The 23,568-nt window shown below is 43.2% G+C and carries 20 protein-coding genes; 11 read left to right on the top strand and 9 right to left on the bottom strand.

What is annotated here, in order from left to right:
• Positions 1 to 9 precede the first annotated feature (9 nt).
• Positions 10 to 219, bottom strand: coding sequence for a hypothetical protein (locus VA249_RS24020; RefSeq protein ID WP_225927099.1), 210 nt, complete (start codon positions 217 to 219; stop codon positions 10 to 12).
• Positions 220 to 619: 400 nt separating this feature from the next.
• Between VA249_RS24020 and VA249_RS03815 the strand changes: the two genes are divergently transcribed.
• The 6 genes from VA249_RS03815 (at position 620) to VA249_RS03790 (ending at position 6,054) form a co-directional block, all read left to right on the top strand.
• A complete protein-coding gene (locus VA249_RS03815) occupies positions 620 to 1,537 on the top strand; it encodes a TIGR01777 family oxidoreductase (protein WP_221069009.1) in 918 nt (305 codons plus the stop codon).
• 37 nt (positions 1,538 to 1,574) lie between these two features.
• Positions 1,575 to 2,402 (top strand): SDR family oxidoreductase, encoded by an 828-nt coding sequence (locus VA249_RS03810; RefSeq protein ID WP_221069008.1) that lies wholly within the window; start codon positions 1,575 to 1,577, stop codon positions 2,400 to 2,402.
• A 480-nt stretch (positions 2,403 to 2,882) separates the two neighbouring features.
• Positions 2,883 to 3,737, top strand: coding sequence for a thioredoxin family protein (locus VA249_RS03805; protein WP_221069007.1), 855 nt, complete (start codon positions 2,883 to 2,885; stop codon positions 3,735 to 3,737).
• A 167-nt stretch (positions 3,738 to 3,904) separates the two neighbouring features.
• Complete coding sequence (locus VA249_RS03800; protein WP_221069006.1) at positions 3,905 to 4,819, top strand: SPFH domain-containing protein; 915 nt, start codon at positions 3,905 to 3,907, stop codon at positions 4,817 to 4,819.
• A complete protein-coding gene (locus VA249_RS03795) occupies positions 4,819 to 5,274 on the top strand; it encodes an NfeD family protein (protein WP_221069005.1) in 456 nt (151 codons plus the stop codon). Before VA249_RS03800 ends, VA249_RS03795 begins: the two co-directional genes overlap by 1 nt.
• A gap of 603 nt (positions 5,275 to 5,877) precedes the next feature.
• On the top strand, positions 5,878 to 6,054 hold the full coding sequence (locus VA249_RS03790) for a hypothetical protein (protein ID WP_221069004.1): 177 nt from the start codon (positions 5,878 to 5,880) through the stop codon (positions 6,052 to 6,054).
• Positions 6,055 to 6,140: 86 nt separating this feature from the next.
• On the opposite strand, the gene VA249_RS03785 is transcribed toward VA249_RS03790, so the two are convergent.
• The 4 genes from VA249_RS03785 to zipA form a co-directional block, all read right to left on the bottom strand.
• On the bottom strand, positions 6,141 to 6,503 hold the full coding sequence (locus VA249_RS03785) for a DUF2799 domain-containing protein (RefSeq protein ID WP_221069002.1): 363 nt from the start codon (positions 6,501 to 6,503) through the stop codon (positions 6,141 to 6,143).
• 80 nt (positions 6,504 to 6,583) lie between these two features.
• Positions 6,584 to 8,017, bottom strand: a complete 1,434-nt coding sequence (locus tag VA249_RS03780; protein ID WP_221069001.1) for a multidrug transporter — start codon at positions 8,015 to 8,017, stop codon at positions 6,584 to 6,586.
• 511 nt (positions 8,018 to 8,528) lie between these two features.
• Positions 8,529 to 10,541, bottom strand: coding sequence for an NAD-dependent DNA ligase LigA (ligA, locus tag VA249_RS03775; protein ID WP_221068999.1), 2,013 nt, complete (start codon positions 10,539 to 10,541; stop codon positions 8,529 to 8,531).
• Positions 10,542 to 10,629: 88 nt separating this feature from the next.
• The gene (gene zipA / locus VA249_RS03770; protein WP_221068997.1) at positions 10,630 to 11,622 is read right to left on the bottom strand and encodes a cell division protein ZipA; all 993 of its coding nucleotides are present in this window, start codon (positions 11,620 to 11,622) and stop codon (positions 10,630 to 10,632) included.
• A gap of 250 nt (positions 11,623 to 11,872) precedes the next feature.
• On the opposite strand from zipA, the gene cysZ reads away from it, so the two are divergent.
• From cysZ to crr, 5 genes are all read left to right on the top strand, one after another.
• A complete protein-coding gene (gene cysZ / locus VA249_RS03765) occupies positions 11,873 to 12,616 on the top strand; it encodes a sulfate transporter CysZ (RefSeq protein ID WP_221068995.1) in 744 nt (247 codons plus the stop codon).
• Between the two features lie 163 nt (positions 12,617 to 12,779).
• The gene (cysK, locus tag VA249_RS03760; protein WP_221068986.1) at positions 12,780 to 13,748 is read left to right on the top strand and encodes a cysteine synthase A; all 969 of its coding nucleotides are present in this window, start codon (positions 12,780 to 12,782) and stop codon (positions 13,746 to 13,748) included.
• A gap of 296 nt (positions 13,749 to 14,044) precedes the next feature.
• Positions 14,045 to 14,302 (top strand): HPr family phosphocarrier protein, encoded by a 258-nt coding sequence (locus tag VA249_RS03755; RefSeq protein ID WP_099079289.1) that lies wholly within the window; start codon positions 14,045 to 14,047, stop codon positions 14,300 to 14,302.
• Between the two features lie 140 nt (positions 14,303 to 14,442).
• On the top strand, positions 14,443 to 16,167 hold the full coding sequence (gene ptsI, locus VA249_RS03750) for a phosphoenolpyruvate-protein phosphotransferase PtsI (protein ID WP_221068984.1): 1,725 nt from the start codon (positions 14,443 to 14,445) through the stop codon (positions 16,165 to 16,167).
• Between the two features lie 105 nt (positions 16,168 to 16,272).
• Entirely contained in the window at positions 16,273 to 16,782 is a 510-nt protein-coding gene (gene crr / locus VA249_RS03745; protein ID WP_005425608.1) for a PTS glucose transporter subunit IIA, read from the top strand.
• Positions 16,783 to 16,989: 207 nt separating this feature from the next.
• Here crr and VA249_RS03740 read toward each other — a convergent pair whose 3' ends face one another.
• From VA249_RS03740 to flgK, 4 genes are all read right to left on the bottom strand, one after another.
• On the bottom strand, positions 16,990 to 18,123 hold the full coding sequence (locus tag VA249_RS03740) for a flagellin (RefSeq protein WP_128810423.1): 1,134 nt from the start codon (positions 18,121 to 18,123) through the stop codon (positions 16,990 to 16,992).
• Positions 18,124 to 18,683: 560 nt separating this feature from the next.
• Positions 18,684 to 19,838: a flagellin gene (locus VA249_RS03735; RefSeq protein WP_211919823.1), complete on the bottom strand. Its 1,155-nt coding sequence runs from the start codon at positions 19,836 to 19,838 to the stop codon at positions 18,684 to 18,686.
• 536 nt (positions 19,839 to 20,374) lie between these two features.
• The gene (gene flgL / locus VA249_RS03730) at positions 20,375 to 21,565 is read right to left on the bottom strand and encodes a flagellar hook-associated protein FlgL (protein WP_211919824.1); all 1,191 of its coding nucleotides are present in this window, start codon (positions 21,563 to 21,565) and stop codon (positions 20,375 to 20,377) included.
• A 12-nt stretch (positions 21,566 to 21,577) separates the two neighbouring features.
• The gene (gene flgK / locus VA249_RS03725) at positions 21,578 to 23,494 is read right to left on the bottom strand and encodes a flagellar hook-associated protein FlgK (protein WP_221068983.1); all 1,917 of its coding nucleotides are present in this window, start codon (positions 23,492 to 23,494) and stop codon (positions 21,578 to 21,580) included.
• Between the last annotated feature and the right edge of the window lie 74 nt (positions 23,495 to 23,568).

Genomic DNA, 23,568 nt, shown 5'->3' with positions numbered 1-23,568 from the left:
GCCACTTAATTACTTATGTCGAAGCATCTCCACCAGCATCGGTACAAGATAAAACCAGGCGATGTAAGCCGCTCCAACCAAAATAATTGTCCAAAAAATAAACGAAACAAACTTGGATTTCGCTAGATGATTAAGAGGGTCGGGTTCTCCGCAACCAGGGCAAGTATGAGCGCGTTTCGATATTTGCTTCTCACATACAGGGCACGCAACTAACGGCATGTTATGACATCCTTAATGATTCTTTGTTTATCAAAGAATAAGCCTCTGATTACGGATATGCAATGACACCTATAGCCAAATCACACGCACTCACAGTTAATTTCAATATCGTTTGTCCTTTGTCTCAAACAAAAGATCCCATCGCTCTTTGAGCTAAGTGCTTACCCAAACACAATATGAGCAAACTAAAGACTACATAATACGTTGTTATCTTCACTCAAATGGGAGCTTAAGTCCGATAAGCCCTGCTTTACGCTAAACCTTACTTTGCACTACCCCTTGTTTTGCACCAAACAAGCAAAAATTAGTAATAAAATCAACATCACAAGTCATTGAATTGATCACTTTTGATAGACAACAGCTATACTGTGAGCATAGTTTTTATGTTCAAAGGATAGATATGAAAATATTACTGACGGGAGGAACTGGCTTTATTGGGTCCGAATTATTAAAGCTTCTCACCACCCATAAAGTCATGTTGTTAACTCGCACCCCTGCACAAGCAAAGCAACGTCTACAGCATGCTGATGTCGGCAATATTGAATATTTAGATTCTCTTGACGCGATAGAAGATTTAAATGATGTTGATGCGGTCATCAACCTTGCTGGGGAACCCATCGCGGATAAACGTTGGACGCAAGAGCAAAAAGAAATCATTTGCAAGAGCCGTTGGAAAGTCACTGAGCGAATTGTTGAATTAATTCATGCCAGTACCGAGCCACCATCTGTTTTTATTAGCGGATCAGCTGTCGGTTATTATGGCGATCAACAAGACCACCCATTTGATGAATGCTTACACGTCAACAGCGATGCTTTTGCCCATTCCGTTTGTGCCCATTGGGAGCAAATAGCTAAACGTGCTGAATCAGATCAAACTCGCGTATGTATTCTCAGAACCGGTGTCGTACTTGGCTCCCATGGCGGCGCGCTAGCTAAAATGCTATTGCCCTACAAACTTGGATTAGGTGGACCTATCGGCAATGGCCAGCAATACATGCCTTGGATTCATATACTCGATATGGTCCGCGCCATTATGTACCTCCTCGAAACACCGCATGCTCATGGAGAATTCAATCTATGCGCACCTCACCCTGTTAGTAATCGTATTTTCAGTCGTACACTGGCAAAAACACTCAAACGCCCGCACATTCTGTTTACGCCAAAATGGGTAATGAGTATCGCAATGGGAGAATCTTCTTGCCTCTTGTTTGACAGCATACGCGCAAAACCCAAAAAACTGACCGAGCTCGGATTTAAATTCAGTTATTCGAGAGTAGAACCCGCACTTAAACACTTGCTTCAAGACCGAAGCTATTGAATGATAAGGCTCATTGCCCCTCAATGAGCCTTATCACATGAAAAAAACAGTTCTTATCACCGGATGCTCAACTGGCATTGGTTACGTGTGTGCCCATGCATTACAAAAGCATGGCTTCCATGTGATTGCGTCTTGTCGAAATAAACAAGACGTCGAACGCTTAAATCTTGAGGGATTAACCTGTATTCAGCTTGATCTCAATGATCCACAAAGTATTACCCATGGTGTCCGTCATGCGCTTGAACTGGCAAATGGTAACTTGTATGCGGTATTTAACAATGGTGCATACGGTCAACCGGGTGCACTCGAAGATCTTCCAACACAAGCATTGCAAGCGCAATTTCAAACCAATTTTTTTGGGTGGCACCAGCTTGCCAGAGAAGTTCTACCTCATATGCGAGCACAAGGGGAAGGTCGCATCATTCAGAACAGCTCTGTACTCGGCTTTGCCGCAATGAAATATAGAGGGGCTTATAATGCCTCTAAATTTGCCCTAGAGGGATGGACAGACACACTTCGCCTAGAACTCATGGATACCAACATTAAGGTTGCATTGATTGAACCCGGCCCAATTGAAACGCAATTCAGACAGAATGCATTAAAAGCCTTTGAGCAATGGATAGATGTGGAAAACAGCCCGCACAAAGCGGCTTATGATGGCCAAAAACGACGGTTAGACAATGATAAGTCAAACAACAAATTCGTCCTCCCTCCCGAGTCTTGTATCAAACCCGTTCTACATGCTTTAACCAGTGATAATCCTAAAATACGTTATCGTATCACCACCCCGACCAAAGTCTTTGCGGTACTAAAGCGACTGCTCCCGACTCGCATCCTTGATAAGATTTTGCGACAGGCAGCATAAATATTTTTTGTCATTATGTAATTTTAACGTAACAATGTGATGCCATTCTAAGCATGTAGGTTAAAAAACCTCATCATTCGAATCAATTTCTAGTTAGTGTTTACATCTACCGTTGCCTGAACATGATGTAGATACTCACTCTAGAGTTGGTATCGACACCCATTTCTGTTTTGTACATTTTCGAGACAACAATGACATTAAATCAGCTTAACTGGCTTAGTGTGGGTGTAGTGTTGACCATGTTCATCCTCTTTTGATACCACACTTAGCGAAAGGCAATAATTTTTCATTTCTTAGCATCTTCGCTTGCTATTAGGACAACGCTGCTTCGGCAGCGTTTTTCCTTTTTGCGTCTACTTTTTTGTGCCTAAATAACCTCTTTAATAGTGTGTGACGTTACGCGAAACATCTCACTTGAATTTCCCAAAGATCAACTCCATATCTACAATCAAAGATGAGAACAAAAGCAAGGATACTCTGATGCAATCCCCATTTATCGTTGAGTTAACAGAACAAAATTTCCGTGAAGTGCTCGAAGGATCAATGAACACTCCGGTAGTCGTTCACTTCTGGGCCAATGCTCAGCCTGAGAGCGCACAAATGATACCAGATCTACAAATGCTAGCTCAGCAATACAACGGCGCTTTTACACTTGCTTTACTTAACTGCGAACAGCAACCAGCGCTCGCCTCTCAGTTCGGTGTTCAAGTACTACCTACCGTTGCGATGTTCATTAATGGTCAGGCTGTTGATGGTTTAGGCGGACCACAACCTATCGACGCGATTTCCGCCATGCTTGCCAAACATCTTCCAAGCCAAGATGAAATGCAGTTAAAACAAGCAAGCGAGTTACTACAGCAGGGCGAACATGCTCAAGCACTAACGATTCTGCAAACTCTTTCAGAAGAACTTCAAAACCGTGGTGATGTGAAGCTAGCTACCGCAGATTGTTTATTAGAAACCAAACAGTTCGACTTAGCGCAAAACCTATTAGCGGCCATCCCTCTTGAATACCAAGACAACTATTACAAAGGCTTAATCGCAAAACTGGATTTGCATCTTCAAGCGGCAGATAGCCCAGAACTGCAGCGACTTGAACAAGAGCACACTGCTAACCCTAGCAACCTTGAATTAGCCTGTGAACTCGCAGTGCAATACAACCAAGTAGGCCGAGATGAAGAAGCGCTTGAACTGCTTTGGAACATTCTAAAAGCCAACCTAGGCGCGCAAGATGGAGAAGTAAAGAAAACCTTTATGGATATCCTGAGTGCTCTTGGTCAAGGCAATGCTTTAGCAAGTAAATATCGCCGTCAGCTCTACTCAATTCTTTACTGATGAGCGAAATGGCAGAGCGTAAAAACAACGAGTAATGTCGTACTAAGGCTGGATTATTCCGGCCTTTATTCTGTCTGGAATAAGCGCCAGTTCGCATTTCTTCGATTGTTTAATGATTCAATATGCGCAAAAATGAACCAAATTATATGCATTTAAGGGAATAAATTATGCCAGTTGACTCACTGATTACTATCGGTTTTCTCGTCGTCCTTGCCGTGATCATCCTTGCCTCTGCGGTAAAAACGGTTCCACAGGGCAATAATTGGACAGTAGAACGATTTGGTCGTTATACCCACACCTTGAAACCAGGCCTCAACCTCATTATCCCTTTTATTGACCGAGTCGGACAAAAAATCAACATGATGGAGCGAGTGCTTGATATTCCGGCACAAGAAGTCATCTCAAAAGACAACGCGAATGTCGTTATTGATGCCGTCGGCTTTGTTCAAGTCATCGACGCTGCTAAAGCAGCTTACGAAGTCAATGATTTAGAACACGCTATCCGAAACCTAACGCTCACCAATATTCGTACCGTTCTCGGCTCTATGGAGCTCGATGAAATGCTGAGTCAACGTGACATGATCAATACCAAGCTGCTCACTATCGTAGACCAAGCAACTAACCCTTGGGGCGTCAAAGTGACTCGCATAGAAATCAAAGACGTACAACCACCAGCGGATCTGACTGCTGCGATGAATGCCCAGATGAAAGCCGAACGTAACAAGCGGGCAGAAATTCTAGAGGCCGAAGGTGTGCGTCAAGCAGAAATCTTGCGCGCCGAAGGTCAAAAACAATCAGAGATCTTAAAAGCGGAAGGTGAAAAACAGTCTGCAATCTTACATGCTGAAGCACGAGAACGTGCAGCACAGGCAGAGGCAAAAGCAACACAAATGGTGTCTGATGCCATTGCACAAGGCGACATGCAAGCGGTTAACTACTTTATTGCGCAAGGCTATACCGAGGCATTAAAAAGTATAGGACAAGCAGAAAACGGGAAGATCATTATGCTGCCAATAGAAGCGACTGGGTTAATGGGTTCAATAGCCGGTGTCGCAGAAATGTTTAAACAAGGCAAAGAATAATGGATTTGTTTAGCGTATTAGAAAGCATCAGTTATTGGCATTGGATCGCATTTGGTTTGGCCCTGCTTGCAATTGAGTTACTTGGCACAGCCGGATACTTCCTTTGGCTAGGAGTTTCGGCGTTAATTGTCGGGGTGATTCTTTCACTATTACCGATTGGTTGGCAGGTTCAGTGGTCTTCTTTTGCTGCTTTTAGCTTACTCACCACTTGGCTGTGGTGGCGCAGGCAATGGTCCAATGACAAAAAACACGATGAACAAAGAAATCTTAATCAAAAACATAAGCAACTCATTGGCACTACCATCATCCTAGAAGAAGATTTTCAAGCCGGAATCAATCGTCTTAAAATTGGTGACAGTACCTGGTCGGCATACACTGAACATCCCATACCTGCAGGAGAAAAAGTAGAAATCATCGACATTGACGGCATCACTTTATTAATTAAACCAAAATAATGGCCAGTACGGCCAAGTTAAAAAAGTTTATTCAAATTTATGCCAAATCATAGGAAGCAATAATCTCAAAAAAACCACAACGCATCCAATTCAATATATATTAATATTTTATTTAATTGCCAACGATAATTAAGTAATAAAAATATTAATAATTACTATCCTGCCCTACGTTATCGCTTTAACCTACAAACGAAAAATCAATAACCTACCTAGTTGTCACATAGAATAATATGTAACTAATTTAATTTAAAAAATTTATTATTATTGAATTAATTTTTGATCTTTCCGGGTCTGAATACATACTTACAGCATGAGAACTCATTGACACAACGTGCTTTAAGCCTGTAGTCATTCTCCTTAAAAACACGCTTGCATCGCTCTTTTCTCACTAAGAGCACACGTATCTCTGACACGAATTCAGCAAGTTCGATTAAGAGGAGCGTTAACGGCAAATAGTTATTATTTTTACAGAAATGTAATTGTTGATGACGTTGATCTGCTAATGACTTAAAAATATTAGGAATGATATTTAGAATAAAAAAGGATGAATGAATAATTTTACGAAGGTAGTGCTAGGCCAATTTCTATGAAAGAGGACTTATCATGAAAAAGGTTATATCTTTAATCATCGCTTGTTTCATTTTTGCGGCTCCAATTTCTTTTGCTCAAAGTGGCGGCGGTCATGCTTTTGGTGCGGGGATTGATTGCACTTTCAGTGACGGTACAGTGAAGCATCTCCCAAGAGAACTATGCACCATTTATGGTGGTAAATATAAATAGTTATTGCCTTAAAGAAAGTTTATCTGTTGGTAGAAACTACCATTAGATAAACTTTCTTTTTAATGTAGTGGATTCAGTCAGTCTGATTAACGCCTATAGAAGTCGGCCCCTATAAACGCATCCCATCCTCTTTGCCACTCAGCCTTGATCATAACTTCCTCTGGTTGACCAACACATTGATCGGTATATCGAATGCCTTGAATACCCTTTTCGAATGCTTTAAATGGGTCACAGTATTCTGCTTTTCCAGATTCATAACCTTGCTTATATGAGGCTTCATCAAAAGGTGTCTTCTCTTTTAAATTTGCCAAAACATGATTGTCATATTGGTACCCATTTGCGCCAAACCGCTCACCTTGAGAAAACCAGTATTCTTCTGGAGTTTGAGGGGTACTGCTGCATGCTTGGAGGGTTAGTAATACAAAAGGAATAACTAGAAATTTCTTCATTGTGTTCCCCTACTTTTGAAAATAAAAAAAGCTGAGCGATTGCTCAGCTTTTTAGACACTATTTTACGCTTTCAGTTCAATTATTTAACTGAGAAAGGAATAGCAAGGATTAACTTGAAATCTTCCTCGTCTTGGAACAAGTTAGTGTAACCAGTCCAGTTTGGAGCATTTGTGTCGTTGTAGTAGTTAGTGTAGTAGAAGCTAATGTTAGCATCTTCTAGAGCACCAGCTTGGATTGCGTAGTTTGCAAATAGGCTGTATGCGTATTCTGATAGATCATCGTAACCTTGTGCAGATGAGCCGAAGCCGTATGCAGCACTTAGACCTGCGCTAAAGCCTTTGCCACCGATGTCAGAGAAATCGCGAGATACAGAACCAAATACCGCTAGTTCTTCATCATGGTTAAAGTCTGAACGGTTGTTCCACCAGATTTCGTAAGCACCGTTTGAGCCGCCGTATTGGCTAGTTAGGCGGTAAGACATGTTACCAACCACTTTCGGGTCACCTGAATCTGCGCCCGTGTACGTTGCTTCAGCACGGTATGAGTACTGACCAGAAGAGAAGCTTGTTAAAAGAGCTAGCTGGAATGCTGTGCTATCGTACTGTTCGCTGTCATCAACAATGTATAGTTGTGGAGACCAGTATAGGCCACCCTCGGTTGTACCTTTAACTTTGAAGTGAGCGTTCCAACGGTCACCATCAGAAAGACCACCGTACGCTGCATCTAGAGAAATGCCGTTATCTAGAGTGTAGCGACCACCAACAGAGTATAGAGTACCTGCGTCTTCACCTTTCGTAGTTTGGAACTCGTAAGTTTCTTTGAACCAAGGAGCTTTATATTCTGTCGCAACAACCAAACCTAAATCAAAGCCACCGATGTTACCGCCGATTTCACCACCTAGGTAAGTACCAGGTGCGAATGACCAGTTAACGCCCAACGAGCTAGGAACCGATGGTTGGAAGTAACCCAATTTAGCAGTACCTGATTCACCGAACTTGAACTTAGCCGCTACAGTCGCGAATGAAACACCGTTGTCAGAACAGTTTTTGTTCCACTTTGAGTTTACTTCGATTACTTGACCAGGGTTTTTAGGATCTTCTTGTAGTTCCTTACATTCACCTACAACACCGTCACCGTATGGAGAGCTTACATCCCAAAAGTTCATCTCGTGGTCTGGGCTTCCGTTTTGCCACATATCAAATGTGCTGTAGATAACAACATCAAGACCTGCAACATCACCAACGTAACCAGAATTAAAACCAAGGTTCGCAAAAATAGAACCGTGATCTAAGTTTGTTACCTTTGAAGTGTCATTACCATTTGCATCAACATTGCCACGATCACGAGAACGCATCCAAAAGTTAAGGTTACCGCTGATTGTAGACTCAGAGAAAAACTCTGACACTTCTGCTGCATAAGCAGGACCCACTGGGTCTTCTGCCATTGCTGGAGCAGTGGCAACTGCGCCCATCATTGCAGCAGTAATAGCAGATACTTTAAAAAATTTGTCCATGGAAAAACTCCTAAAAATGGATATAGCTGTATTTTTCTTTCTCACCTTTAGTTGGCCGCCGAAGGGGAGAAGTAAATTCCTGTGTGAACCTCATCATTTCTAAATCGGTTCTATTTTTAGTTCCTGCATACACACCGTGTATCCATGTGTCTAAGACTAACTTCGTAACTAAAAACATCCAAATGGAACTTATTTTTTTTCTAAAAAAATATGAGCCACGCCAAAGTTCCATATAACTTGTTGATCTAGATCTTATTTTTAATATTTGATTCACATAAAAATCAAAATTCATTTAAATCAAATACTTAAATACAAGCAGGCATGTTAATTTTGAAGCTGATCGCAGAGTGATATTTCAGAGTTAACAATAATTGATTGAGAGATCCTGATCACTGAAAAGAAATTAACAAATTTTTTGATGTAAAAATGGGGACTTTTTAATCGCAAATAAAAAGCCCCAAGTGACTAGCACGTGGGGCTTTAATGACGATTTAGAAATCGAATTTATGGGTTATTTCATCAAATTGAGCAAGTCTTGTTCCGTTTGAATCTCAATCCCCAACTCTTGAGCTTTCGCAAGTTTCGAACCGGCATTCTCACCAGCAAACAGAATATCCGTTTTTTTCGAGACGCTACCTGTCACTTTCGCGCCTAAGTTTTGCAATGCCTCTTTTGCTTCGCTACGGCCAAGCTGAGAAAGCGTGCCCGTCAACACAACCGTTTTGCCCTCCAATGGCAGTTCGATCCCCGCTTGAGGAGCCGAGATTTCTGGCCAATGAATACCTTGGGACAATAGGTCGCTCACCACTGCTTGGTTTTTCTCTTCACCGAAGAAAGTCGTAATGTGCTTTGCCACAACCACACCGATGTCTTGCACTTCAATAAGCTGTTCTTCTGTTGCTTGTTGAATGACATCGAGTTTCTTAAAGTGCTGAGCTAAATTTGCTGCCGTTGCTTCCCCTACTTCACGAATACCTAGTGAGTATAAAAAGCGTGGCAGAGTCGTCAGCTTTGACTTTTCAAGCGCATTGACGATGTTGGTCGCAGACTTTGGCCCCATTCGCTCTAAAACCGTTAGTACGCCCGCAGACAGTTTAAACAGGTCTGCAGGTGTTTCCACCATTTCGCGATCGACTAACTGCTCTATGACTTTCTCACCTAACCCATCTACGTCTAAAGCCTTACGAGACACAAAGTGTTTTAACGCTTCTTTACGTTGAGCCTGACACACCAAGCCACCGGTACAACGTGTTACTGCTTCACCCTCGATACGCTCTACATGCGAACCACAAACAGGACAAAGACTTGGGAAAATAATTTCGCGGGCGTTGTCAGGCCGACGTTCTTTAATGACTGACACGACTTGTGGAATCACATCACCAGCTCGACGGATCACCACTTGGTCACCCACCATCACTTGCAGGCGCGCAATTTCATCAGCATTGTGTAACGTTGCATTGCTGACCGTTACGCCGCCAACAAATACGGGTTCGAGTTTCGCTACTGGCGTGATCGCACCAGTACGCCCAACCTGAAATTCAACCTCATTCAGTGTTGTGATTTCTTCTTGAGCTGGGAATTTGTAAGCAATAGCCCAGCGTGGGGCACGGGCAACAAAACCAAGACGCTCTTGAATGGCAATATCATCAACTTTGATCACTACGCCATCAATTTCATACGCCAACGCTTCACGACGCGCAAGAATGTCTTGATAGTACGCTTTTACTTCTTCCAAGCTATCTACGCGCTTGGTTTCTGGGCACATTGGCAAGCCCCAAGATTTGATTTGTAGAAAACGCTCATAGTGGCTAGTTGCAAGCGTCGCGCCCTCTACCACACCTACGCTGTATGCATAAAAGCTCAGTGGGCGCGAAGCGGTAATCCGCGAATCTAATTGACGTAGGCTGCCTGCTGCTGCATTACGAGGGTTAACAAAGACTTTTTCGCCTTTCTTACGGGCTATCTCGTTAAGCTTTTCAAACCCCGCTTTTGGCATAAATACTTCACCACGAACTTCCAAACGCGTTGGCCAATCATTACCTTGCAGTTTTAACGGAATAGCACTGATGGTTCGAACGTTCTCCGTGATGTTCTCCCCTGTAGTACCGTCACCACGTGTTGCTGCCTGAACAAGTACACCATTTTCATACAACAAGCTAACAGCAAGACCATCCAACTTGGGTTCGCAGCAATATTGTTTAATAGTTTGTCCAACGACTCGATCTTGCGCTCGCTTCTGAAAACCATTCAACTCTTCATCATCAAAGGCATTGTCCAACGACAGCATTGGCACTTCGTGGGTCACTTGACTGAACTCAGACAACGGCTTTCCACCGACACGCTGGCTAGGAGAATCCACGCTAATCAATTCTGGATGTTCAGCTTCAATATCCAATAGTTCGCGCATCATACGATCGTATTCAGCATCTGGGATCTCTGGGTTATCTTCCACGTAATAACGAACTGCGTGGTAGTGCAGCGACTCTTTTAGCTCTTCTAGTCGCTGAAGTACTGATTCAGACATATTAAAGCCCTGTGTATGGTCATCAATGAGGATGTTAATCTAAGAAAAAGGGCCCCTAACGGAGCCCTATCATTATTTGGTGTTAAGGTTATGCCTTAGCGGCGTTAAACTCAACAATTTGACGACGATATAATGCCAATCGATCTGGTGTCATCAAGTTTCGCTGATCATCAAGCACGTTACCGCCCATATCATCAGCTATCTGCTGGGCAATGCGCAGCATGAGGTTAAAATTCTGCTCTGCTTGGCCGTAACATGGCAGAGTCATAAAGAATGAAATGCCTTTTGTAGAAAAGTCTGCAGGGTCATCGTGTTCCAATGTACCTGGGTGCATCATATTCGCCACACTAAAGAGAACTTTTCCATTCCCCTCCCAATCTTCATGGCGATGGAAAATGTTCATTTCACCATAGATCAGTCCATTTTGCTGCATACTGTCAAAAAGCTTCGTGCCAACAAATGCTTCCTCACCGGCACAATGCACGTTCAATACAATCACTTGCATTTCCGGCTCCGGCTTAGGCTCTTCAACCGCTTCAACTGATGCTACAGCAGCTGGCGTTTCGATACTTCCCGGTGACTCTTTAATCTCCGGCACCTCTACCGTTTCGCGCGTGGCAAACACCGGCTCAACTTTTTCATCTTCGACAAAAGGTTTAACAGGCTCGGTCATCAATGGTTCTGAAGCTAACGGTTCTGCAATTAACGGCTCTACATCATCAACCGATTTTGTTGCGATGAATGCTGGAATGGCTTCTTCTTCTCGAGGTTTCTCTTTTGCCTCAAGAACATCGTCAATAAGCGGGTCAGCAACGAACTTATTGTCGAATACATTGTCGTTATCAACACCAAAATCTGGTTCTTTACGGTCTTTGCGAATGATTTCAAAATCGTCTTCTGGACCACGAGCAAAATCACGCTCTTGCTCTTCCTTATCAATCTGGTCAACGTCCAACTTGCCTAATGGCTTGTTACCAAATTTTGCTTTGCCTTCTTTCTTGCTTGTCCACAAGCCATGAAATAGCAATGCGGCGATGGCTAGTGCGCCAACAACAATGAGTACGAATCGCAATTCCTGCATTATTTACTCTCAATCTACTTGTTCTAACCACTTATACATCCTCAAGTGGTCACTCAAGTGTAATAAATCCGAATGATGCTTTTACTTTACCAAAACTATATGTAGGTTTAGAACAACTTAATGCAAGAAGTTCCATTTTTTGTTGTGATTCTTGCCACGATTCCACTTTACAAGGCATCTTTTGTTAGAGCATTGAAAGAATTACTGGCTTAAGTACAATGAATTTTCACTTACAAAGAACAAAACCAATATGACTCTAAACAATCAATCAAGAACCGGGTTCGGTTATTTTCTGTATGGAATACAGATTGCACTCTCACCAGAGATCCGACGCTTTGTCATGTTGCCCCTATTAGCCAATATTTTGCTCGTGGGTGGTGCGATCTTCTACCTATTCTCGCATCTCGACGTGTGGATTGATGGTTGGGTCGGACAACTACCAGAATTCTTATCTTGGTTAACTTATCTCTTGTGGCCGATTTTGGTACTGACTATTCTTGCCACTTTCTCGTACTTTTTCAGTACATTAGCAAACTTCATTGCCGCGCCTTTTAATGGGTTGTTGGCAGAGAAAGTAGAAGAGTCCCTCACAGGACAAAAAGTCAATGACGACGGCTTTGCAGCACTCATCAAGGATGTACCTCGCGTGATGGCCCGTGAATGGCGCAAACTACTTTATGTATTACCAAAAGCAATTGGTCTGTTTTTGCTATTACTGATCCCTGCACTAGGTCAGACAGTCGGCCCATTCTTGTGGTTTATTTTCACGGCTTGGATGTTAGCTATTCAATACTGCGATTACCCATTCGATAATCACAAAGTTTCATTTAATGATATGCGTTACAAATTGAAACAGAAACAAGGCAAAGCCTATGGATTCGGTGTATTGGTCTCGATATTTACCACCATTCCTATTCTTAACCTCATTGTTATGCCTGTGGCTGTCTGTGGTGCAACAGCGATGTGGGTGGCTGAGTTTAAACATCAGCGATAGACAGTTTTTCTAAAAATACGGGGAGTGATAATGCACTCCCCCGTTATTTTGTATGTTTCTCGACCAACCTCATAAGATATAACTTTTTAATCCTTTTCCCATGTTTTCATACGGCATATTCTTCTAATCATATTCACAAATCGTGTAATGAAGGAACATCACTATGAGCAAGATCTACGAAGACAACTCTCTTACTATTGGTAATACCCCTCTCGTTCGCCTAAACAAAGTGAGCAAAGGTAAAGTTCTCGCAAAAATCGAAGCACGTAACCCTAGCTTCAGCGTTAAGTGCCGCATCGGTGCGAACATGATTTGGGAAGCAGAAAAGGCTGGCACACTTAAGCCAGGTGTAGAGCTCGTTGAACCGACCAGTGGTAACACAGGTGTTGCACTTGCATTCGTAGCAGCAGCTCGCGGTTATAAACTAACACTGACGATGCCTGAGTCCATGAGCCTTGAGCGTCGTAAACTTCTGAAAGCACTAGGTGCAAACCTTGAACTTACTGAAGCCGCAAAAGGTATGAAAGGTGCGATTGAAAAAGCGGAAGAAATTGTCGCAAGCAACCCTGAAAAATATCTGCTTCTTCAGCAATTCAACAACCCAGCGAACCCAGAAATTCATGAAAAAACGACGGGGCCTGAAATTTGGGAAGCAACCGATGGTGAAATCGACGTATTTGTCGCAGGTGTAGGTACAGGCGGTACTATCACTGGTACAAGCCGTTACATCAAAGGCGAAAAAGGCAAAGCGATTACCTCTGTTGCGGTAGAGCCAGCAGAATCTCCAGTTATTGCGCAAGCACTAGCAGGTGAAGAAATCCAACCAGCACCACACAAAATCCAAGGTATCGGTGCCGGCTTCATCCCTGGTAACTTAGATTTAGAGCTTATCGACCGTGTAGAGCAAGTGACTTCAGAAGAAGCCATTGAGATGGCTCGACGTCTAATGGAAGAAGAAGGCATCCTTGCAGGCATCTCCTCTGGTGCAGCTGTCGTTGCCGCAAATCGCCTCGCGGAACTACCTGAATTTGCAGGAAAAACAATTGTCACCGTGCTTCCAAGTTCTGGTGAACGTTACCTAAGTACCGCGCTTTTTGCAGGCATATTTACTGAGAAAGAGAACCAACAGTAATATGTGGTCAAATCAATTTTTCGTTTAAAAAAGCCCCGGTCAGGGGCTTTTTTGTTGATCCTTGCCTCACCTTTGGTAATATCGGGGTGTTTTATTTTAAGGTTCAAAATAAAGAATCTAACAAAAAAGGTTTCAGTGTGGTCACGCACGCAAACAGTTGCGTAATCACCAAACTTTTGACTAGTATCAGTTCTGAAACGCTTTGAACTCTCCCGTGCTAGCGCACAAGATATAAAGCGGTTAAGCTAAAACTTAGTCACAACTAACAAAAAAATACATTTATTGGGGTATATCACATGTACGAGAAGCAAGTAGAAATCACAGCAGAAAACGGTCTTCACACTCGTCCAGCTGCACAGTTCGTTAAAGAAGCTAAAGCATTCGACGCGGACATCACTGTGACTTCTAACGGTAAAAGCGCTAGCGCTAAGAGCCTATTCAAGCTACAAACACTAGGCCTAGTAAAAGGTACTCTAGTTACTATTTCAGCTGAAGGCCCTCAAGCTCAACAAGCTGTTGACCACCTAGTTGCTCTAATGGATGAGCTACACTAATACGGTCTCCTATTTTCAGAAGCCATTTTGTGAAAGCAAAATGGCTTTGTTGGAAATAGACTCAAAATTAAGCTAAGACTATTTGTTAGCGCACCATTATTCTCCCGTTTTATAAAGTTGACCAAACTTAAGGTAAAGCTATGATTTCAGGCATCCTAGCATCTCCTGGTATTGCAATCGGTAAAGCACTACTACTTCAAGAAGATGAAATTGTCCTAAACACAAACACTATTTCTGACGACCAAGTAGAAGCTGAAGTTGCGCGTTTCTTCGACGCTCGTAACAAATCTTCTGCTCAACTAGAAACCATCAAGCAAAAAGCGCTTGAAACGTTCGGTGAAGAAAAAGAAGCGATCTTTGAAGGTCACATCATGCTTCTTGAAGATGAAGAGCTAGAAGAGGAAATCCTAGCACTTATCAAAAATGACAAGATGACTGCGGATCACGCTATCCATACAGTTATCGAAGAGCAAGCTTGTGCTCTTGAGTCTCTTGATGACGAATACCTAAAAGAACGTGCAACTGACATCCGTGATATCGGTTCTCGCTTTGTTAAAAATGCACTAGGCATCAACATCGTTTCGCTAAGCGATATCGATCAAGAAGTTATCCTAGTAGCTTACGATCTAACGCCATCAGAAACAGCACAAATCAACCTAGATTACGTGCTTGGTTTTGCTTGTGACATCGGCGGTCGTACTTCTCACACTTCAATCATGGCTCGTTCACTAGAACTTCCAGCGATCGTTGGTACTAACGACATCACTAAGCAAGTTAAGAACGGCGACATGCTGATTCTTGATGCGATGAACAACAAGATTGTTGTAAACCCATCAGATGCAGAAGTAGAAGAAGCAAAAGCGGTTAAAGCTGCATTCCTTGCTGAAAAAGAAGAGCTAGCGAAGCTAAAAGACCTACACGCAGAAACAACTGACGGTCACCGCGTAGAAGTTTGCGGTAACATCGGTACGGTTAAAGACTGTGACGGCATCATCCGTAACGGCGGTGAAGGCGTTGGTCTGTACCGTACAGAATTCCTGTTTATGGACCGTGATGCACTTCCGACTGAAGAAGAGCAATACCACGCTTACAAAGAAGTTGCAGAAGCAATGAACGGTCAAGCTGTGATCATCCGTACTATGGATATCGGCGGCGACAAAGATCTACCATACATGGATCTTCCAAAAGAGATGAACCCGTTCCTAGGCTGGCGTGCAGTGCGTATCAGCTTGGATCGTCGTGAAATCCTACGTGACCAACTACGTGGTATTCTACGTGCATCTGCACACGGTAAGCTACGCATCATGTTCCCAATGATCATCTCTGTTGAAGAAATTCGTGAGCTTAAGAAAGCAATCGAAGAGTACAAAGCAGAACTACGCGCTGAAGGCCACGCATTCGACGAAGAAATCGAAATCGGTGTCATGGTTGAAACGCCAGCAGCAGCAGCGATCGCACACCACCTAGCGAAAGAAGTTGCGTTCTTCTCTATCGGTACAAACGACCTAACTCAGTACACACTAGCGGTTGACCGTGGTAACGAGATGATCTCTCACCTATACAACCCACTATCACCGGCAGTACTTACTGTGATCAAGCAAGTTATCGACGCTTCTCACGCTGAAGGTAAGTGGACTGGTATGTGTGGTGAGCTTGCAGGTGATGAACGTGCAACGCTTCTACTTCTAGGTATGGGCCTAGATGAGTTCTCTATGAGCGGTATCTCTATCCCTGCAGTGAAGAAAGTTATCCGTAACTCTAACTTTGCAGAAGTGAAAGCAATGGCTGAAGAAGCTCTTGCACTACCTACAGCGGCGGAAATCGAAGCAGTAGTAGAGAAGTTCATCGCAGAGAAAACTCAATAATCAACGAATTCCAATGAGATAGGCGGTTAAAAAAAGTCGTCTATCTCGTAAGATTGGTATACTATAATTCGACAGAATTAAATAAAACGTTAGGAGCATGACACAATGGGTCTGTTTGACAAACTTAAGAAGCTAGTATCTGACGACAGCGCTGACGCAGGTGCAATCGAAATCATCGCACCACTGTCTGGTGAGATCGTGAATATCGAAGATGTGCCAGATGTTGTTTTCGCTGAGAAAATCGTTGGTGACGGTATTGCTATCAAACCTGCTGGTAACAAAATGGTAGCTCCTGTAAACGGTACTATCGGTAAGATCTTCGAAACGAACCACGCGTTCTCTATCGAGTCTGACGACGGTGTTGAGCTTTTCGTTCACTTCGGTATCGATACTGTTGAACTAAAAGGCGAAGGCTTCAAGCGTATCGCTGAAGAAGGTCAAACTGTAAAAGCTGGCGACACTGTAATTGAATTCGATCTTGCTCTTCTAGAAGAGAAAGCGAAGTCAACGCTAACTCCAGTTGTTATCTCTAACATGGACGAAATCAAAGAGCTGAACAAGCTTTCTGGTTCTGTAACTGTTGGTGAAACTCCAGTTCTACGTGTAACTAAGTAATTTTTTACTTCGTCGAACACGAAAAACGCTGCCATTGGCAGCGTTTTTTTTATGAGTGAAAAAATGCCACCCTACCTGATTATGAAAACATCGTTTCAATTCAGATAACATACCCAAGTGTTTTCAAGGTGCAGGATTCAGAGCATAAAAAAGCCAAGCATTGTGCTTGGCTTGGCTTCGCTTTATATCGTCGATGATCTTTAAGGCTTAACCTAACAAACTTAGCGCTGAGTTTGGCGCTTGTTTCGCTTGCGCAAGGATTGAGCTTGACGCTTGCGATAGAATTTGTGACTTGGTCATTTGAGTCGTTTCTTTCGCGAAGTCGGTATCTTTAATACGGCTCTTCGACGCGTTCACGTTCTCATTGATGTTGTCTAGGTTGTTGATTGCGTGATCGAAACGGTTTTGGAAAGCACCTAGCTCTGCGCGGTGGCTGTCTACGTATTTTAGTGCCGCATCAATGATAGCTACAGATTCCTGCGCACCACCCACTGAGGTTACGTCAATCGTATCTACCGTTACGTTCTTCGCTTCACCGAAGCCCAACTCACCAGATAGACCGCCAGAGAAAGACACTTCGCCGTCAACTTTGTTGTTACCTGCAAAGATTTGCAGTTTACCATCTTGGTCTACTGATGCTTTTACTAGGTCTGTTTGACCGTTGATGTAAGTTGCTAGCTCTTCGATGTCATCGCCCGCTTTCGCGTTAATGCTGATTTCTTGCTCTTGACCAAAACTGTCTTTTAGGCTGATTTTAAGGTCGTTTTTACCCTCAGCGACATTCCAGTTTTTGTCTTTGCCATTTTCTGCTTGGTAGCTCAAGCCACCCATCATTTTGTTGTCTGAGCGCATGTCTTTTAGCTCAAGCATCACTGCTTCGCCGTTGTCTGCACCGATTTGGAAAGATTTAGAGCCGTGCGTACCGTTTAGTAGCTTGTTGCCACCAAAAGAGGTCGTTTCAGCGATACGGTTTAGCTCGTCGTTTAGCGCGGTCACTTCTTCTTGAATCGCAACACGCTCTGCTTTTGAGTTTGAGCCGTTTGCCGATTGTAGAGAAAGATCACGCATGCGTTGCAGAATGTTGGTTGTCTCATTCATTGCACCTTCAGCTGTTTGTGCAATAGAGATACCATCGTTCGCGTTACGAACTGCCACATCAAGACCACGACTTTGCACGTTCAAGCGGTTCGAAATTTGAAGACCCGCAGCGTCATCTTTTGCGCTGTTGATTTTTGAACCTGAAGACAAACGTTCCATTGACGTTTGTTGTGCTGAGTTTGCGCTATTTAGGTAACGCTGAGCGGTCATTGCTGATACGTTTGTGTTTACATTCACTGCCATGGTGATTTCTCCAATTGATTTTCCGATGTAGCGGTTTCCGACGTCTCGGAAAACCAAGTAGTTCTCTCAAAGTTACTTTTATTAACGACTCGTATATCAGAAGCTTTAGGAAAAAATCGAAAAAAGTGGATTAGTGAGATTTAGCTAGAAAAATGGGAGAAAAGTAGAAAAAATCGCTCAAGTTTCTCAGATGTACGCCAAGTGGTGGCTTGTGCAAAAAACAAACAAAACCAGCAGCCGCAGTTAGTTAGGCAGCAGTTAGTTGGAGCAACCATTAGTTAGGGAACATCATTAATGAAATTTGCAGGTTAGATCGTTAGGTAGAGCGATAGGAAAGAAAAAGCCCCTTTTCCTTTGAGAGAACTGGGGCTAGGTTGGTCGCCAGAGCCTATGTGGAGATCAAGAGAAATAAACACATTTCCGGCACACCGAGTGCAACCTTACATTGAAAATGATTGGCAGGTGAGAGATGAGAGAGCCGCACATTCTATTATAACGTTGCTTGCCATAAGCCTGTATTCTTAACCACGTCTGGAAAAATTGAATGCAGGCTAGGTAAACTACTGCAATAGTGACATCGCAGAGTTTGGCAATTGTTTTGCTTGAGCAAGAATCGACGTTCCTGCTTGTTGCAATATTTGAGCTTTAGTCATTTGCGTTGTTTCTTTCGCAAAATCAGTATCTTTAATTCGGCTATTTGATGCATCAACGTTCTCTTGGATGTTTGCCAAGTTATTGATGCTATGACTCAAACGGTTTTGCTTCGCACCCAGATCTGCACGTTGTGAATCCACATATTTCAGCGCAGAATCCAAAACCGCAACCGCATTTTGAGAACCTTGAACGGTAGTCATATCGATATCTTGAACGGTGGTATCAATAGGTACACCTTTGAAACCTAACTCAGATGCAAGACCTCCAGAGATATCAATTGCGCCTTTTACATTTGGTTCTGCAACAAAAATCTGCAGCTTACCATCACCACTTACTGAGGCATTGATCAAATCACTTTGACCATTAATGTAAGTCGCCAGTTCTTCAATATCATCACCCGCTTTCGCGTTAATGTTAATGGTCAAATCCTGAACGTTGCCGTCTTCATCTTCGCCCATATCTGGCAAAGTAATCGTAAGATCAGATTTATCTGCAGGCACACCCCAATCTTTACCCTTGCCTAGGTCACTTAGGAATGTTGTGCCACCCATACGAGAGTCATCAGCACGGATGCTGGTCAATCCCATGATCATAGCTTCACCTGAGTTGGAGCCAATCTGGAATGCGGCTTCACCAAATGAGCCATTTAACAAGCGACGGCCACCAAATGACGTCGTTTCTGCAATACGGTTGAGTTCATCAATCAGAGCCATTGACTCTTCATTGATCGCTTGGCGTTCTGCAGGAGAGTTCGTACCATTCGCAGATTGAAGTGCCAAGTCACGCATGCGCTGCATCACTGAGGTTGCTTCGTTCATCGCACCTTCAGCAGTTTGTGCAATTGAGATGCCGTCGTTCGCGTTACGCATTGCTACATCAAGACCACGAGATTGTGCGGTTAGACGGTTAGAAATCTGCAGACCTGCAGCATCGTCTTTCGCGCTGTTAATTTTGTGACCTGATGATAGACGTTCCATTGAGGTATTGAGCTCATTGGTCGCCTTATTTAAGTAACGCTGCGCGGTCATCGCGGAGACGTTGGTACTAACTGTTACAGCCATTTTACTCTCCTGTTGAGTTCGCAAGCTTATGCGAAGCGGCCAGCCTTGCTTTCACTCTATTTGATAAGCGCTAGCCGAAAATTTCTTACTAAAACTCTGCCTAAATGCAGGAATTAGAATCTAGTAAATCGGTTCTTACATGGTAAATACAATTAGCGTGCCAGTTTATACAAACCACCAAACAAAAACGTAAAACCAACTAAAAACAACAAGTTAAAACAAACAGAAAACCTTGCATTCGATGTTCATCTTGCTAGATACACTCAAATCGTCGCGCGCGATTCAGTTTTTTCTCTTGCCACTGAATTTGCCACTTTTCCGATTGCCGCTTTCGGTAAAAACATGCCGCGTCAAAACTCAACGATTGTTGATGAATCATCACTTCGCACTTAAGGCATCGCACATAAGGCATGGAATGAAAACTCGAAATCATCAAGAGTACTAACGCAATGAGCGTTACTCTTTACTTGTGTATATATGTCTTTGAATTTATAACAATTGAATTTGGAAATAATTAAACTTAGATATAATTAAATTTAGATATAGTTAAACAAGGTAAGATCTTTCGTTTTACCAAACGCTTGCTGAGACGCCTGTAACGCTCTAGAGTTTTCACTAAATTCAATCACGGCTTTTGAGTAATCCAAATCTTCAAAGTTACTTTTGGCTTTCGCTAAAGACAAATTGAAGTCTTCATGGTTTTGCTCTTGGATATCTAGCGTGCTTAACTTTGCACCAATATCCGTGCGCACTTTGTTCATATGAATGAATGCTGCTTGAAACTCATCTGTCATTTGATGCAATTTTGCCGTCGCCGACGCATCCGAAACGGAGCTATCTGACCATGTCATGGCTTCTTTAAACGAATCAAAAACGCTGAATGTTTTTCTTGGCTCAAGCGTAATACTATCTCCAGCCGTCACTTGTCCTTTAAGCTGAATATTAACGCCCTCATATTGAATGCCATCAATAGGTGAATAATCATCCACTTGAACCACGTCGCCGTTTTTCTCTAGCTGATAACCAAACTTACCATTGCTCATATCAACGAATGTGACCTTATAATTGGCTTCATCACGTGAACGTGTGTTCGCTTGAGCAAGCAACAGCTCCGAACCATCTTTCAAATCATACTGAGGTTCAAAATCACCAAATGGGTTTGGTATTTCAGTAAACAAGTGATTGCCTGGGTAGTTAATTCCCAGCTCTATGTTACTCGCAACTTTCATTTTTCGTTGATAGTCATCACCGGTGTAAACCACTGTGCCATCATAATCACGGAAGAATGGCTGACTTTTTGGTTTAGTACCCGCAAACACGTAATTTCCGGTTTCGTCCTGTGTATTCACCAGCGCCAAAAAGTTATTCGCTAACTCTTCAAGTTCACGCTTTTTCGCCGCGCGATCTTCAGCAGAGTACGCACCGTTAATCATTTCCATCGAAATACGCTTAGATTCATCGGTAAATTGCTCAGCATTAGCAATAACGACTTCTTGGTTTTCTAAACGGTTACGGACTAATACAATCGCATCTAGGTACTGTTTTAACTGTTCTTCTTGTTGCCCAATGCTTTGGATGTAGTGAGTCGCTAACGGATCATCACTTGGCTTGGTCAGCTGTTTACCCGAGGCAAGTTGCGCTTGGTTATGATGAACCTTGTTTTCTTGACGACGCAGGTCATTTTGAACCGATTGGTAATTATGGAAGCTAGAAATTCGCGTTAACATCTACAGCCTCCTTTATCGCAACTGCAAAATGGTATTAAAGGTGTCGTTTGCAGCTTGCATCACTCGTGATGAGGCCATATAGGCTTGCTGAAACTTCATCATATTTGCCGCTTCCTCATCCAGGTTTACCCCTGAAATCGACGCAACACGCTCTTGCGCGGCTTCATTCTCAAGTCGAGCAACATCAGACAAACGGGTCGCCGTAGACGCTTTCAAACCAACATCAGTATTGAGGTTAAAGTACACACTCAGCATTGTTGACTCGTTGCCGTTCATCTTTTTATCTGTTTGAATGTTTAGCATTTTTCGCAAGTTACCGTTATCACCCTCAGATGGGACTAAGTTGGCGGTAAACTTATCGTTTGCCAATGCACCACCCGTCAATTCAAATACGGTTGCAGCACCACTTTTATAATTTGGGTGTGAGCTTGGTAGTGACACGGAAACTGGCTCCGTCGGTGGGTATGGTTGGGGCGCCAACACCACATTCCCTTGAGTATCCGTAACGGCAAATTGATCGCCCGTTGGAGACACAACAACTTCAAATTCACGTAAATCACCAGCATCGATGATCTCAAATTTGGCCTTACCTTGAGCAAACGTGGTGGACGCTTCGTAACTTTGTGCGGCAATCGCCTTTGGATCTGTCGTTTCTATTTTCATTTGCGCAGCACCGCTTCGCGTAGGACGAAGAAGCACTTGCTCACCCACTTTAGGCTCATTGCGCACTTCTACACGCATCCCATCGAGATAAAAAGCATTCCCCGATGAATCAGTATCCACTTTGACTGTTTCACCATTTGGCTTGGTCACGCTATAACGATCACCATCGTAACGTAATGAATATTCACCGCCTTTCAGCGCGCTAATATCATCAATATAAACCGCCATATCTGCTGTCGATTGTGGTCCAGTAATCACGCGTGAGGTTGCTAATCGCTCTGAGTTTACGTCGGTAAACAATGGATCCCCAACATTGCCGTAGTGATCTAAACCTTGCGATTGCAAATGATTCACTTCACTAGAGAATGCTGTCGCTAGGCGTCCTAGTTCATCCATAATCTGAGGGATGTGCTCATCTCGCATTCTTAGAGTGGCACCAATCTTGCCATCAATGTCATCCGCTTTGATCGCCTTAATACCACCGCCCTCAGCCATCGCAAGACGACGCTGATGAACATCTGGCGAGCCATCAATCATTTTTAACTGGCTGGCTTCTGTACCAGAAACCAACGTATGACCATTACCAATGTGCACATTGAACCCTTCCGCATTCTTGCGTGGCGTTACAGTGACCTTGGTGTATTCCGACAGCTCTTTGATCAGCTTTTCATGTTGGTCCATTAAGTCATTATGTGGACCAGGATTACGCATCATCAAACGATGCATATCACGAATTTCAATCGCCAGTTGGTTCACTCGTTCAATCCCCATATCTAAGGACTTGTTGGCAATGTCTGATTGCTGACGAACGGTTTCATGAAACTCATTAAGTGTGTCACTAAGCAGACCCGCTTTTTCCAACACCACTTTTCGTGCACCCATATCATTTGGCGTGTCAGCCATGGTTTTGACTGCATTGAACCATTCGTTTAAATTTTCTGGGATTTTCTTTGATGATACGGATGACAGCATACCCGACAGCAAATCAAGGTTCTTTTCGTTATCAAGTTTATTGGCGTACTCTGTGGTAGAAAGGTTCAACTCTTTAACGGCAAACTCATCCCAAGAGCGGCGAACATTTTCCACATGCACGCCCATACCATAAGTCGAACCACCAAACTGGCGCGGGTCATTAGAAGCTTGAATAACAGACTGACGGCTGTAACCCTCTGTATTAGCATTAGAAATGTTATGACCAGTTGTATTCAACTGTCGCTGAGCAGTAAGCACACTTTGTGTACCCACATTCAACAAATCTGACGCCATACATGCCTCCAAAAACGAAATAAAATCGGTATTGACCGATCACCTAGTTAGCAATTAGCAAAAGGTGTGCCAGT

This window comes from Vibrio alfacsensis (genome assembly GCF_019670485.1).
Lineage (GTDB): Bacteria > Pseudomonadota > Gammaproteobacteria > Enterobacterales > Vibrionaceae > Vibrio > Vibrio alfacsensis.
This window is presented reverse-complemented; position numbering and strand designations above follow the sequence as displayed.

Coding starts and splice junctions, on each gene's coding strand:
- zipA (WP_221068997.1), bottom strand. CDS start 11,622: ATGCAGGAATTGCGATTCGTACTCATTGTTGTTGGCGCACTAGCCATC.
- cysK (WP_221068986.1), top strand. CDS start 12,780: ATGAGCAAGATCTACGAAGACAACTCTCTTACTATTGGTAATACCCCT.
- flgL (WP_211919824.1), bottom strand. CDS start 21,565: ATGTTAACGCGAATTTCTAGCTTCCATAATTACCAATCGGTTCAAAAT.
- VA249_RS03740 (WP_128810423.1), bottom strand. CDS start 18,123: ATGGCAGTGAATGTAAACACAAACGTATCAGCAATGACCGCTCAGCGT.
- cysZ (WP_221068995.1), top strand. CDS start 11,873: ATGACTCTAAACAATCAATCAAGAACCGGGTTCGGTTATTTTCTGTAT.
- VA249_RS24020 (WP_225927099.1), bottom strand. CDS start 219: ATGCCGTTAGTTGCGTGCCCTGTATGTGAGAAGCAAATATCGAAACGC.
- crr (WP_005425608.1), top strand. CDS start 16,273: ATGGGTCTGTTTGACAAACTTAAGAAGCTAGTATCTGACGACAGCGCT.
- VA249_RS03800 (WP_221069006.1), top strand. CDS start 3,905: ATGCCAGTTGACTCACTGATTACTATCGGTTTTCTCGTCGTCCTTGCC.
- ptsI (WP_221068984.1), top strand. CDS start 14,443: ATGATTTCAGGCATCCTAGCATCTCCTGGTATTGCAATCGGTAAAGCA.
- VA249_RS03805 (WP_221069007.1), top strand. CDS start 2,883: ATGCAATCCCCATTTATCGTTGAGTTAACAGAACAAAATTTCCGTGAA.
- VA249_RS03735 (WP_211919823.1), bottom strand. CDS start 19,838: ATGGCTGTAACAGTTAGTACCAACGTCTCCGCGATGACCGCGCAGCGT.
- VA249_RS03755 (WP_099079289.1), top strand. CDS start 14,045: ATGTACGAGAAGCAAGTAGAAATCACAGCAGAAAACGGTCTTCACACT.
- VA249_RS03780 (WP_221069001.1), bottom strand. CDS start 8,017: ATGGACAAATTTTTTAAAGTATCTGCTATTACTGCTGCAATGATGGGC.
- VA249_RS03795 (WP_221069005.1), top strand. CDS start 4,819: ATGGATTTGTTTAGCGTATTAGAAAGCATCAGTTATTGGCATTGGATC.
- flgK (WP_221068983.1), bottom strand. CDS start 23,494: ATGGCGTCAGATTTGTTGAATGTGGGTACACAAAGTGTGCTTACTGCT.
- ligA (WP_221068999.1), bottom strand. CDS start 10,541: ATGTCTGAATCAGTACTTCAGCGACTAGAAGAGCTAAAAGAGTCGCTG.
- VA249_RS03815 (WP_221069009.1), top strand. CDS start 620: ATGAAAATATTACTGACGGGAGGAACTGGCTTTATTGGGTCCGAATTA.
- VA249_RS03785 (WP_221069002.1), bottom strand. CDS start 6,503: ATGAAGAAATTTCTAGTTATTCCTTTTGTATTACTAACCCTCCAAGCA.
- VA249_RS03790 (WP_221069004.1), top strand. CDS start 5,878: ATGAAAAAGGTTATATCTTTAATCATCGCTTGTTTCATTTTTGCGGCT.
- VA249_RS03810 (WP_221069008.1), top strand. CDS start 1,575: ATGAAAAAAACAGTTCTTATCACCGGATGCTCAACTGGCATTGGTTAC.